Raw genomic sequence first — 12,199 nt, forward strand, 5'->3', positions numbered from 1 at the left:
CGCTCAATCGAGCGGCGTTTTGGTATCTGGAAAACGGTAGCCACAAATAACGTCACGGGCGGCGCTGGGTCGCGCTGCCCTCAAGCTAAGGTTGAAGATGATGCGGAGCAAGGTGACAGGTGCGCAGCGTTGGGTCGTGAAGATCGGCAGCGCTTTGCTGACGGCTGACGGCAAGGGGCTGGATCGTGCGGCAATGGGTGTCTGGGTCGAGCAGATGGTGGCCCTGCACGAAGCGGGCGTGGAGCTGGTGCTGGTGTCCTCCGGGGCGGTGGCGGCCGGCATGAGCCGTCTGGGCTGGAGCGCACGACCCAGTGCGATGCACGAGCTCCAGGCGGCCGCCGCCATCGGCCAGATGGGGCTGGTGCAGGCCTGGGAGTCGAGCTTTGCCGAGCATGGCCGGCATACCGCGCAGATCCTCCTGACCCACGACGACCTGTCCGACCGCAAGCGCTACCTGAACGCCCGCAGCACCTTGCGCGCGCTGGTCGAGCTGAAGGTGATCCCGGTGATCAACGAGAACGACACCGTGGTCACTGACGAGATCCGTTTCGGCGACAACGACACCCTGGCGGCGCTGGTGGCCAACCTGGTGGAGGCGGACCTGCTGGTGATCCTGACGGACCGCGACGGCATGTTCGATGCCGACCCGCGCAGCAATCCGGATGCGCAGCTGATCTACGAAGCCCGTGCCGACGATCCGGCGCTGGATGCGGTGGCGGGCGGCACCGGCGGTGCGCTGGGGCGCGGCGGCATGCAGACCAAGCTGCGGGCGGCGCGTCTGGCGGCGCGTTCCGGTGCGCACACCATCATCGTCGGCGGGCGCCTGGAGCGGGTGCTGGATCGCCTCAAGGCGGGCGAGCGTATCGGCACGCTGCTGTCGCCGGAGCGCGGCATGCTGGCGGCGCGCAAGCAGTGGCTGGCCGGGCATCTGCAGACCCGCGGCACGCTGGTGCTGGACGACGGGGCGGTGTCGGCTTTGTCTCAGGGCAACAAGAGCCTGCTGCCGGTCGGCGTCAAGTTGGTGCAGGGCAGTTTCCGCCGCGGCGAGATGGTGGTCTGCGTGGCGCCGGACGGTCGTGAGATCGCCCGTGGCCTGGCCAACTACAGCGCCCTGGAGGCACAGAAGATCATCGGTCAGTCGTCGGATGCCATTGTCGGCCTGCTGGGCTACATGGCCGAGCCCGAGCTGGTTCACCGTGACAACCTGATTCTGGTGTGAGGATGCGTGCGATGCGGATTGCAAAAGGACTGTTGGGGCTGCTGATGGCGTTGCCGTTGGCGGTCTCGGCCGAGGAGATCGGCCAGGTGTCGACCGTGTTCAAGTTCGTCGGCCCCAACGACCGGATCGTGGTCGAGGCGTTCGACGATCCCAAGGTCGACGGTGTGACCTGCTACCTGTCCCGTGCCAAGACCGGTGGGGTGAAGGGCGGCCTGGGGTTGGCGGAGGATCGCGCCGAGGCGTCCATCGCTTGTCGTCAGGTCGGGCCGATCCGGTTCAAGGGTGAGCTGAAGGATGGCGAGGAGGTGTTCAAGGAGCGCACCTCGCTGGTGTTCAAGACCATGCAGGTGGTGCGGTTCCTCGACAAGAAGCGCAATACCCTGGTGTATCTGGTCTACAGCGACCGCCTGATCGAAGGCAGTCCGCAGAATGCGGTGACGGCGATCCCGATCCTGCCGTGGGCGCCTGCCCAGTAGTCATCCGGAGGTTCCCGCAGGGGCTGTGCGCGGCACGGAACCTGTGGGGGCTGGTCTGCTGGCGATGGCGGCAGGGTAGGATCGAGCATTTTCCGCATCCGCATCCGCATCCGCATCCGCATCCGCATCCGCATGCGCCAAATCGCAGGCAATAAAAAACCGACCCTTGGGTCGGTTTTTCAGTGACTACGTCGCTTAGGCAGCTGCTTTCAGTGCCTTGACGTGGCCATTCAGGCGGCTCTTGTGGCGAGCGGCCTTGTTCTTGTGGATGATGCCTTTGTCGGCCATACGGTCGATGACAGGCACAGCCAGGGTGTAGGCAGCTTGAGCTTTTTCAGCGTCTTTTGCGTCGATGGCTTTAACTACATTCTTGATGTAGGTACGAACCATGGAACGCAGGCTGGCGTTGTGGCTGCGACGCTTCTCAGCCTGTTTTGCACGTTTTTTGGCGGAAGGTGAGTTGGCCACCGTCGAGCTCCTCGAAAGACTTTTTAGGGAATAGCAAACAAAATAGGCCGCGAATCATGCCGATGAGTTGAAGTCTTGTCAAGGGCGCTTGAGACGTTCCGCTAAGTGGTAGGCATAACGCGACGGGATATTTCTTTCCGGCGCATGACCTGTAAACTCGCGAGCTTTGGCTCTGTGCTGTTGCGGCGCGGAGTATCGCACAAGTGGGCGCACAGTTCGCCTGCTGTTTATCGACAGGCACACATTCCTTCAATGAATCTGCTCAAATCGTTGGCCGCCGTCAGCTCTATCACGATGCTTTCCCGGGTTCTCGGGTTTGTCCGCGACACGCTCATCGCGCGCACGTTCGGCGCCGGAATGGCGACCGACGCCTTCTTCATCGCCTTCAAGCTGCCCAACCTGCTGCGGCGGATCTTCGCCGAAGGCGCGTTCTCCCAGGCGTTCGTGCCGATCCTGGCCGAATACAAGAGCCAGAAGGGCGAGGAGGCCACCCGCACGTTCATCGCCTATGTCTCGGGCCTGCTGACCCTGGTGCTGGCCCTCGTCACGGCGCTGGGCATGCTCGCCGCGCCGTGGGTGATCTGGGCCACCGCGCCGGGCTTCGCCGATACGCCGGAGAAGTTCCGCCTCACCTCCGACCTGCTGCGGGTGACTTTTCCTTATATATTGCTGATCTCGCTGTCTTCGCTGGCCGGAGCGATCCTCAACACCTGGAACCGCTTTTCGGTGCCGGCCTTCGTGCCGACGCTGCTGAACGTCAGCATGATCGTGTTTTCGCTGTTCCTGACCCCGTACTTCGATCCGCCGGTCATGGCCCTGGGCTGGGCGGTGCTGGTCGGAGGCCTGGCGCAGCTGCTCTACCAGCTGCCGCACCTGAAGAAGATCGGCATGCTGGTGCTGCCGCGCCTGAACCTGCGCGACACCGGTGTCTGGCGGGTGATGAAGCAGATGCTGCCGGCGATCGTCGGGGTGTCGGTCAGCCAGATCTCCCTGATCATCAACACCATTTTCGCCTCGTTCCTGGTGGCCGGCTCGGTGTCCTGGATGTACTACGCCGACCGCTTGATGGAATTGCCGTCCGGCGTGCTGGGCGTGGCGCTGGGCACGATCCTGCTGCCGACCCTGGCCAAGACCTACGCCAACAAAGACCGCCACGAATATTCGCGCATCCTCGACTGGGGCCTGCGCCTGTGCTTCGTGCTGGTGCTGCCGTGCGCGCTGGCGCTGGGCATCCTCGCCGAGCCTTTGACGGTGTCGCTGTTCCAGTACGGTCAGTTCACCGGTTTCGATGCGGCGATGACCCAGCGGGCGCTGATCGCCTATTCCGTCGGCCTGCTCGGGATCATTCTGATCAAGGTGCTGGCGCCGGGTTTCTATGCGCAGCAGAACATCCGCACGCCGGTGAAGATCGCGATCTTCACCCTGATCGTCACCCAGTTGTTCAACCTGCTGCTGATCGGCCCGCTGGCCCATGCCGGCCTGGCGCTGGCGATCAGCGCCGGCGCGTGCCTGAACGCCGGGCTTTTGTTCTATCAGCTGCGCAAGCAGCAGATGTACCAGCCGCAGCCGGGCTGGGCCGCGTTCGGCTTCAAGCTGCTGGTGGCGGTCGCGGTGATGTCGCTGGTGCTGCTGGTCGGCATGCGTTTCATGCCGGCCTGGGATCAGGGGCACATGCTGGAGCGTTTCCTGCGCCTGGGCGTGCTGGTGGTGGCGGGCGTGGTGGCATATTTCGGCATGCTGCTGCTGTTGGGCTTCCGCCTGCGCGACTTCAACCGCAAGGCGTTGGGCTGAGGTTTCGGCCCCTGCGCTGCGGTTCGGGCCGGCGGTTTTGTCGGCTCGATCACTTTGGGTGACGGTGTTGCCTGTCGTCGGCCGTCGGGTGTGGTTATAATCGGCCACTTTATGAGCAAGAAGCGCGTTATGCAGCTGGTTCGAGGCCTTCACAACTTGCGCCCCCAGCATCGGGGCTGCGTCGCCACTATTGGCAACTTTGACGGTGTGCACCGGGGTCACCAGGCTATCCTGGGCCGGCTGCGCGAGCGTGCGCTCGAGTTGGGCGTGCCCAGCTGCGTAGTGATTTTCGAGCCGCAGCCCCGGGAATTCTTCGCCCCGGACACGGCGCCGGCACGCCTGGCCCGGCTGCGGGACAAACTGCAGCTGCTGGCCGCCGAAGGCGTCGACCGAGTGCTGTGCCTGGCGTTCAACCAGCGCCTGAGCAAGCTCAGCGCCAGCGAGTTCGTCGACACCATCCTCGTGGACGGCCTCGGCGTGCAGCACCTGGAGGTCGGCGACGATTTCCGTTTCGGCTGCGACCGTCTCGGCGATTTCGATTTCCTGCTGCAGGCCGGCCAGGTGCACGGTTTCACCGTGGAGGCCGCGCAGACCGTCGAGCTGGATGGCCTGCGGGTCAGCAGCACCCAGGTGCGCAACGCGCTGGCCGCCGCCGATTTCGCTCTGGCCGAACGTTTGCTCGGCCGTCCGTACCGGATCGCCGGCCGCGTGCTGCACGGCCAGAAACTGGCCCGGCAACTGGGTACGCCCACAGCCAACATTCAGCTCAAGCGCCGTCGCGTGCCGTTCACCGGGGTCTACCTGGTCGACGTCGCCATCGACGGCAAGACCTGGCCCGGCGTCGCCAACATCGGCGTGCGGCCCACGGTGCAAGGTGACGGCAAGGCCCACCTTGAAGTCCATCTACTCGATTTCGCCGGCGATCTGTACGACCGGCGCCTGACGGTGGTTTTCCACCAAAAGCTGCGCGAAGAGCAGCGTTTCGCCTCCCTGGAGGCACTGAAAACGGCGATCAACGCGGATGTCGCCGCCGCCCGTGCACTCGCCGCACCTAGCGCCCATCGCTAATGAAGAGCCTTAAATGACCGACTATAAAGCCACGCTAAACCTTCCGGACACCGCCTTCCCAATGAAGGCCGGCCTGCCACAGCGCGAACCGCAGATCCTGCAGCGCTGGGACAGTATTGGCCTGTACGGAAAGTTGCGCGAGATTGGCAAGGACCGTCCGAAGTTCGTCCTGCACGACGGCCCTCCGTACGCCAACGGCACGATCCACATCGGTCACGCACTGAACAAGATTCTCAAGGACATGATCATCCGCTCGAAGACCCTGTCGGGCTTCGACGCGCCGTACGTGCCGGGCTGGGACTGCCACGGCCTGCCGATCGAGCACAAGGTCGAAGTGACCCACGGCAAGAACCTGGGCGCGGAAAAGACCCGCGAACTGTGCCGCGCCTACGCGTCCGAGCAGATCGAAGGCCAGAAGAGCGAGTTCATCCGCCTCGGCGTGCTGGGCGACTTCGCCAACCCGTACAAGACCATGGATTTCAAGAACGAGGCCGGTGAGATCCGCGCCCTCGCCGAAATCGTCAAGGGCGGTTTCGTGTTCAAGGGCCTCAAGCCCGTGAACTGGTGCTTCGACTGCGGTTCGGCCCTGGCCGAGGCGGAAGTCGAGTACGAGAACAAGAAATCCTCGACCATCGACGTGGCGTTCCCGATCGCCGACGAGGCCAAGCTGGCCGCCGCGTTCGGCCTGGCGTCGCTGGCCAAACCGGCCGCCATCGTGATCTGGACCACCACCCCGTGGACCATCCCGGCCAACCAGGCGCTGAACGTCCACCCGGAATTCAACTACGCCTTGGTCGATGTCGGCGACAAGCTGCTGGTGCTGGCCGAAGAGCTGGTGGAGTCGTGCCTGTCCCGTTACGGTGTAGAAGGCACCGTGCTGGCCACCGCGCCGGGTTCGGCGCTGGAGCTGATCAACTTCCGCCACCCGTTCTATGACCGCCTGTCGCCGGTGTACCTGGCCGACTACGTGGAGCTGGGCGCCGGCACCGGCGTGGTTCACTCCGCTCCGGCCTACGGCGTGGACGACTTCGTGACCTGCAAGAAATACGGCATGGTCAACGACGACATCCTCAACCCGGTGCAGAGCAACGGCGTCTACGCACCGTCGCTGGAATTCTTCGGCGGCCAGTTCATCTGGAAGGCCAACCCGGCCATCGTCGACAAGCTGAGCGAAGTCGGTGCGCTGCTGCACACCACCGTCATCGACCACAGCTACATGCACTGCTGGCGCCACAAGACCCCGCTGATCTACCGCGCCACCGCGCAGTGGTTCATCGGCATGGACAAGCAGCCGACCGCCGGCGACACCCTGCGCCAGCGCTCGCTCAAGGCTATCGAAGAGACCAAGTTCGTGCCGGCCTGGGGCCAGGCGCGTCTGCACTCGATGATCGCCAACCGTCCGGACTGGTGCATCTCCCGTCAGCGCAACTGGGGCGTGCCGATCCCGTTCTTCCTGAACAAGGAAAGCGGCGAACTGCACCCGCGCACCGTCGAGCTGATGGAAGAGGTCGCCAAGCGCGTCGAAGCCGAAGGCATCGACGCCTGGTTCAAGCTGGACGCGGCCGAACTGCTGGGCGATGAAGCGCCGCAGTACGACAAGATCAGCGACACCCTCGACGTCTGGTTCGACTCGGGCACCACCCACTGGCACGTGCTGCGCGGCTCGCACCCGATGGGCCACGAGACCGGCCCGCGCGCCGACCTGTACCTGGAAGGTTCCGACCAGCACCGCGGCTGGTTCCACTCCTCGCTGCTGACCGGCTGCGCCATCGACAACCATGCGCCGTACCGCGAGCTGCTGACCCACGGCTTCACCGTGGACGAGGCGGGCCGCAAGATGTCCAAGTCCCTGGGCAACGTGATCGCACCGCAGAAGGTCAACGACACCCTGGGCGCCGACATCATGCGCCTGTGGGTGGCTTCCACCGACTACTCCGGCGAAATGGCGGTGTCCGAGCAGATCCTGCAGCGCAGCGCGGACGCCTACCGGCGCATCCGCAACACCGCGCGCTTCCTGCTCTCCAACCTGACCGGCTTCGATCCGGCCACCGACCTGCTGCCGGCCGAAGACATGCTGGCGCTGGATCGCTGGGCGGTGGACCGCACGCTGCTGCTGCAGAACGAGCTGAAGGAAAGCTACGGCGAATACCGTTTCTGGAACGTCTACTCCAAGATCCACAACTTCTGCGTGCAGGAGCTGGGCGGCTTCTACCTCGACATCATCAAGGACCGCCAGTACACCACCGGCGCCGACAGCAAGGCCCGCCGTTCGTGCCAGACCGCGCTGTTCCACATCTGCGAGGCGCTGGTGCGCTGGATCGCGCCGATCCTGGCGTTCACCGCCGACGAGCTGTGGCAGTACCTGCCGGGCGAGCGCAACGAATCGGTGATGCTCAACACCTGGTACGAAGGGCTGACCGAACTGCCGGAAGGCTTCGAGCTGGGCCGTGCCTACTGGGACCGCATCATGGAAGTGAAGGTCGCGGTCAACAAGGAAATGGAGATCCAGCGCGCGGCCAAGGCCGTCGGCGGCAACCTGCAGGCCGAAGTGACCCTGTTCGCCGAGGATGCCCTGAGCGCCGACCTGGCCAAACTGAGCAACGAACTGCGCTTCGTGCTGATCACCTCCACCGCCGCCGTCGCGCCGTTCGCCCAGGCGCCGGCCGATGCGGTGGCCACCGAAGTCAGCGGCCTGAAGCTGAAGATCGTCAAGTCGAACCACACCAAGTGCGCCCGTTGCTGGCACTGCCGTGAAGACGTCGGCGTGAACCCGGAGCATCCGGAAATCTGCGGCCGTTGCGTGGACAACATCAGCGGCGCCGGCGAGGTCCGTCACTATGCCTAATGCCGTGGGCCGTTTCGGACGGCTGGGCTGGCTCTGGTTGAGCGTGCTGGTGCTGGTCATCGACCAGGCCAGCAAGTTCTACTTCGAAGGCAAGCTCGAAATGTTCCAGCAGATCGTGGTCATTCCCGACTACTTCAGCTGGACCTTGGCCTACAACACGGGCGCCGCGTTCAGCTTCCTGGCGGACAGCTCCGGCTGGCAGCGCTGGCTGTTCGCGCTGATCGCCATCGTGGTCAGTGCGGTGCTGGTGGTCTGGCTCAAGCGCCTGGGCCGCAACGAAACCTGGCTGGCCGTCGCCCTGGCGCTGGTGCTGGGCGGTGCGCTGGGCAACCTGTATGACCGCATCGCCCTGGGCCATGTGATCGACTTCATCCTGGTGCACTGGCAGAACCGCTGGTACTTCCCGGCGTTCAACTTCGCCGACAGCGCCATCACCGTGGGTGCGGTGATGCTGGCACTGGACATGTTCAAATCCAAGAAAACCGAAGAGGCCGTTCATGACTGAACAGGTATCGGCCGTGCAACGCATCGGCCAGAACACCGAAGTCACCTTGCACTTCGCATTGCGCCTGGAGAACGGCGACACTGTCGACAGCACCTTCGACAAGGCCCCGGCGACCTTCAAGGTCGGCGACGGCAACCTGCTGCCGGGCTTCGAGGCGGCGCTGTTCGGCTTCAAGGGCGGCGACAAGCGCACCCTGACCATCGAGCCGGAGAACGCCTTCGGCCAGCCGAACCCGCAGAACGTGCAGGTCATCCCCCGTTCGCAGTTCACGGGCATGGAGCTGTCGCCCGGTCTGCTGGTGATCTTCAACGATGCGGCCAATACTGAATTGCCGGGCGTGGTGAAGGAATTCGACGACGCGCAAGTGACCGTCGATTTCAACCACCCGCTGGCCGGCAAGACGCTGACCTTCGACGTGGAAATCATTTCCGTCAAGGCGCTCTGAGTCATCGGGCAGTAACCGTGCAGGGGCGGGCAGGCTCGCTCCCGTCGTGTTCTTCCCCATTCGAAGGGGACTTTCCCCTTTGAATGGTTTTTACTGTATTCGCAATTTCTTGCGCGCAAGGCACGAGGCACAGCATGCAAATCAAACTCGCCAACCCCCGTGGCTTCTGCGCTGGCGTGGACCGGGCGATCGAAATCGTCAACCGCGCCCTGGAAGTGTTCGGGCCGCCGATCTACGTGCGCCATGAAGTGGTGCACAACAAGTTCGTGGTCGAAGACCTGCGCAGCCGCGGCGCGGTCTTCGTCGAAGAGCTGGATCAGGTGCCGGACGACGTCATCGTGATCTTCAGCGCCCACGGCGTCTCCCAGGCCGTGCGCAGCGAAGCCGCCGGCCGCGGCCTCAAGGTGTTCGACGCCACGTGCCCGCTGGTGACCAAGGTGCACATCGAAGTGGCGAAGTACAGCCGCGACGGGCGCGAATGCATCCTGATCGGCCATGCCGGCCACCCGGAAGTCGAAGGCACCATGGGCCAGTATGACGCCAGCAACGGCGGCGCGATCTACCTCGTCGAGGACGAGCAGGACGTCGCCGAACTGCAGGTGCGCAACCCGGACCGGCTGGCCTTCGTCACCCAGACCACGCTGTCCATGGATGACACCAGCCGCGTCATCGACGCCTTGCGCACCCGGTTCCCGGCCATCGGCGGCCCGCGCAAGGACGACATCTGCTACGCCACGCAAAACCGTCAGGACGCGGTCAAGCAACTGGCCGACGAGTGCGATGTGGTGCTGGTGGTCGGCAGCCCGAACAGCTCCAACTCCAACCGCCTGCGCGAACTGGCCGAACGGATGGCCACCCCGGCCTACCTGATCGACGGCGCCGAAGACCTGCAAGAGGCCTGGTTCGAAGGCGTCGAGCGCATCGGCATCACCGCCGGCGCCTCCGCCCCGGAAGTGCTGGTGCGCGGCGTGATCCAGCAGCTGCAGGCCTGGGGTGCTACCGGCGCCGACGAGTTGGCCGGGCGTGAGGAGAACATCACGTTCTCGATGCCGAAAGAGCTGCGCGTCCGTTCGATCTGACGCCCTGCGCCTTGCCGCACAGCGCCTGCTCGGCCTTTTCGCCGGCCAGGCGCACGCGGCCGCTCGCCGCCAGCACGATCTGCCATCGGCTGACCGGCTCCCGGGCCGAGCAAATGTGCAGCTTCCCCGCCTGAAATGACCTTCCGGGCATCAGCGGCTGGCCCAGGCCGCTGAACCGCACATAGCGGCTGACCCACCAATTGCCGACGACCGGCACCTTCCCGTCGCTCGCATGCTCGACCAGCAGCGGATTGCCGCTGTCCTCCGGCCCCTTGCCGCTGTTGTCCAGAATGATCCGCCAGCCCCGGCCCCAGTCGCCGTCGATGCCGTGCATCACCACGGTCCGGTTGTGCGTGATGGCCAGCGTGCGGGCGTTGCGGATGCCTTCGAGCAGAGACCGCGCCGCCTGTTCCTGGCGGTTGGACTCCGTGAATGCGGCGAACGCCGGGCCGACCATTGACAGAACAATTGCGCCGATCGCCAGTCCCATGAGCAGTTCGACCAGGCTCAGGCCCCGTTGCGGCATGACAGGTTGCGGCATGAAGGCTCCCTCCGTGGAGCAGGTGCGCGGCGCCTCCCTGCGTCGGGCAGGGCAAATCGGCCGACGCCGGCCGGCCGGATGTTCTAGCGTGTATCAGGTATAGCCGACGGCTACGGAGGGCATCGATGGATCGTTGTACAAAAGGTTTCACGCTGGTCGAGCTGCTGGTGGCGGTCGCCGTGTTCGTGGTCCTGGTCACGATGGCGGTGCCCGCGTTTACACGGTCGGTGCAGGGCAGCAAGGCCGACACCGAAGTCGGCGACCTGCAGCGGGCCCTCAACTATGCGCGACTCGAAGCGATCGACCGCGGCGTGACCACACGGATCCGGCCGACCGCCGGCGGCAGCGTTTGGACCGGCGAGTTGTCGGTCTACGACAGCACGGGGACACCGGCCAATGTATTGCGGGTTGTTCCAGCGATGAGCAGCGGGGCGACTCTGACGCTAACCTCAGGAGTGAGCGCGCTGGATTTCAACAATCTGGGCGGGCTGGCGGCGCCGTCGACGGCGGTGGTCATCAGCTACACGCTGGGAACGCAAAGCAGGACGCTGAACGTGTGTCTGAACGGACGAATCCAATTGGGTGGAAGCTGCGGATGAGGGCAGGGAGCAAGGGTGCACAGGAGGGCATGACGCTGATCGAGGTGCTGGTCGCGTTGCTGATTCTGACGGTCGGGTTGCTGGGGGCGGCGGCGGTTCAGCTCAATGCGCTGAAATACACCGACAGCTCGCGGATGGCCAGCCAGGCCAGTTTCATCGCCTACGACATGATGGACCGGATCCGCGCCAATTCCGCGGCCGACTACACCGTCACGCCGCCGGCCTCGGGCAACCTGAGCGTGGCCCGGGACCAGGACCTCTACGACTTCGCCACCAATATCACAGGTTTCGGCGGGCCCACCGCCACCGGCACCATCACGCTGAACCAGCGGGTGTACACCATCACCATCACCTGGAGCGATGCCCGGGCCGCCAACGCCGCGACCGCCCAGCGCAGCTTCGTGCTCACCAGCCGCGCCGCCGTCGATCCGGTGGCCACGCCATGAAGCGCCGCAATCTCGGGTTCGGCCTGATCGAACTGCTGGTCGCCCTGGCGTTGGGGCTGATCGTGGTGCTGGGCGTGGTGCAGATCTTCATCGCCGCGAAAAACACCTACGCCAGCCAGAACAGCGCCGCCGCCATGCAGGAGGACGCGCGCTTCGTGCTGAGCAAGATGATCCAGGAGATCCGCATGGTCGGGATGTTCGGCTGCCTGGGCACGATCACCGACTCCAGCTCCGCCGGCGATTTCAACGCCAGCCAGATCGCGCCGATCAGCTGGGACAACGCCAACCTCAAGCTGACCCTGGTCACCGCCGATGTCGGCGGCAGCGGCGGGACGCCGACCTGGACGGTGCTCTCCGATTGCCGCAACAGCGCCACGGCCTACACCGGCGTGCGGGCCGCAGCGTCCGGACAGATCGCGTTCCCGATCCGACGCCTGGTCTACAGCTTCAGCAACAACCAGATACTCATGGGCACCGGCAGCGGCTCGCCGACCCAGTCGGCGCTGGTCAACAACGTCAGCGCCTTCAGCGTCATGTTCGGCCTGGCGGCGTCCGCCACGGATGTCGCGGCCTCCACCTACAGCAGCAACCCCAGCGACCCGGCCCGCATCCGCAGCGTGCGCCTGAGCCTGACCCTCACCGACCCGAACAACCGGGTGCGCAGCCAAACCTTCAACGTGGTTGCCGCCTTGCGCAACCGCCTGCAATGAGGGCCGG

Annotated in this window: 13 protein-coding genes; 11 read left to right on the top strand and 2 right to left on the bottom strand. The window is 64.9% G+C overall.

What is annotated here, in order from left to right:
- Positions 1-100 precede the first annotated feature (100 nt).
- Both proB and CAG41_RS13985 read left to right on the top strand, forming a co-directional pair.
- A complete protein-coding gene (gene proB / locus CAG41_RS13980; protein WP_085584174.1) occupies positions 101-1,219 on the top strand; it encodes a glutamate 5-kinase in 1,119 nt (372 codons plus the stop codon).
- An 11-nt stretch (positions 1,220-1,230) separates the two neighbouring features.
- The gene (locus CAG41_RS13985) at positions 1,231-1,695 is read left to right on the top strand and encodes a CreA family protein (protein ID WP_085584176.1); all 465 of its coding nucleotides are present in this window, start codon (positions 1,231-1,233) and stop codon (positions 1,693-1,695) included.
- A gap of 195 nt (positions 1,696-1,890) precedes the next feature.
- On the opposite strand, the gene rpsT is transcribed toward CAG41_RS13985, so the two are convergent.
- Positions 1,891-2,163, bottom strand: a complete 273-nt coding sequence (gene rpsT / locus CAG41_RS13990; RefSeq protein ID WP_085584179.1) for a 30S ribosomal protein S20 — start codon at positions 2,161-2,163, stop codon at positions 1,891-1,893.
- Between the two features lie 252 nt (positions 2,164-2,415).
- On the opposite strand from rpsT, the gene murJ reads away from it, so the two are divergent.
- From murJ to ispH, 6 genes are all read left to right on the top strand, one after another.
- Entirely contained in the window at positions 2,416-3,954 is a 1,539-nt protein-coding gene (murJ, locus tag CAG41_RS14000) for a murein biosynthesis integral membrane protein MurJ (protein WP_085584181.1), read from the top strand.
- Between the two features lie 129 nt (positions 3,955-4,083).
- A complete protein-coding gene (gene ribF / locus CAG41_RS14005; RefSeq protein ID WP_085584183.1) occupies positions 4,084-5,022 on the top strand; it encodes a bifunctional riboflavin kinase/FAD synthetase in 939 nt (312 codons plus the stop codon).
- Between the two features lie 13 nt (positions 5,023-5,035).
- Positions 5,036-7,867, top strand: a complete 2,832-nt coding sequence (gene ileS, locus CAG41_RS14010) for an isoleucine--tRNA ligase (protein WP_085632288.1) — start codon at positions 5,036-5,038, stop codon at positions 7,865-7,867.
- Complete coding sequence (gene lspA, locus CAG41_RS14015) at positions 7,860-8,372, top strand: signal peptidase II (protein WP_085584187.1); 513 nt, start codon at positions 7,860-7,862, stop codon at positions 8,370-8,372. Before ileS ends, lspA begins: the two co-directional genes overlap by 8 nt.
- Positions 8,365-8,817, top strand: coding sequence for an FKBP-type peptidyl-prolyl cis-trans isomerase (gene fkpB, locus CAG41_RS14020; RefSeq protein WP_085584189.1), 453 nt, complete (start codon positions 8,365-8,367; stop codon positions 8,815-8,817). Before lspA ends, fkpB begins: the two co-directional genes overlap by 8 nt.
- A gap of 134 nt (positions 8,818-8,951) precedes the next feature.
- On the top strand, positions 8,952-9,896 hold the full coding sequence (ispH, locus tag CAG41_RS14025) for a 4-hydroxy-3-methylbut-2-enyl diphosphate reductase (protein WP_085584191.1): 945 nt from the start codon (positions 8,952-8,954) through the stop codon (positions 9,894-9,896).
- Here the strand turns inward: ispH and CAG41_RS14030 are convergent.
- Complete coding sequence (locus CAG41_RS14030; RefSeq protein ID WP_085707120.1) at positions 9,853-10,422, bottom strand: GspH/FimT family pseudopilin; 570 nt, start codon at positions 10,420-10,422, stop codon at positions 9,853-9,855. The two genes, ispH and CAG41_RS14030, sit on opposite strands and share 44 nt — an antisense overlap.
- Before the next feature lie 140 nt (positions 10,423-10,562).
- On the opposite strand from CAG41_RS14030, the gene CAG41_RS14035 reads away from it, so the two are divergent.
- The 3 genes from CAG41_RS14035 to CAG41_RS14045 are packed head-to-tail and all read left to right on the top strand — an operon-like array spanning position 10,563 to position 12,192.
- Positions 10,563-11,036, top strand: coding sequence for a GspH/FimT family protein (locus CAG41_RS14035; protein WP_085584193.1), 474 nt, complete (start codon positions 10,563-10,565; stop codon positions 11,034-11,036).
- Positions 11,033-11,482, top strand: coding sequence for a type IV pilus modification protein PilV (gene pilV, locus CAG41_RS14040; protein ID WP_085584195.1), 450 nt, complete (start codon positions 11,033-11,035; stop codon positions 11,480-11,482). The genes CAG41_RS14035 and pilV overlap by 4 nt, the downstream gene beginning before the upstream one ends.
- The gene (locus CAG41_RS14045; RefSeq protein ID WP_085584197.1) at positions 11,479-12,192 is read left to right on the top strand and encodes a PilW family protein; all 714 of its coding nucleotides are present in this window, start codon (positions 11,479-11,481) and stop codon (positions 12,190-12,192) included. The genes pilV and CAG41_RS14045 overlap by 4 nt, the downstream gene beginning before the upstream one ends.
- The last annotated feature ends 7 nt before the right edge of the window (positions 12,193-12,199 follow it).

Source organism: Pseudomonas sp. B35(2017), assembly GCF_002113645.1.
GTDB lineage: Bacteria > Pseudomonadota > Gammaproteobacteria > Pseudomonadales > Pseudomonadaceae > Aquipseudomonas > Aquipseudomonas ekonensis.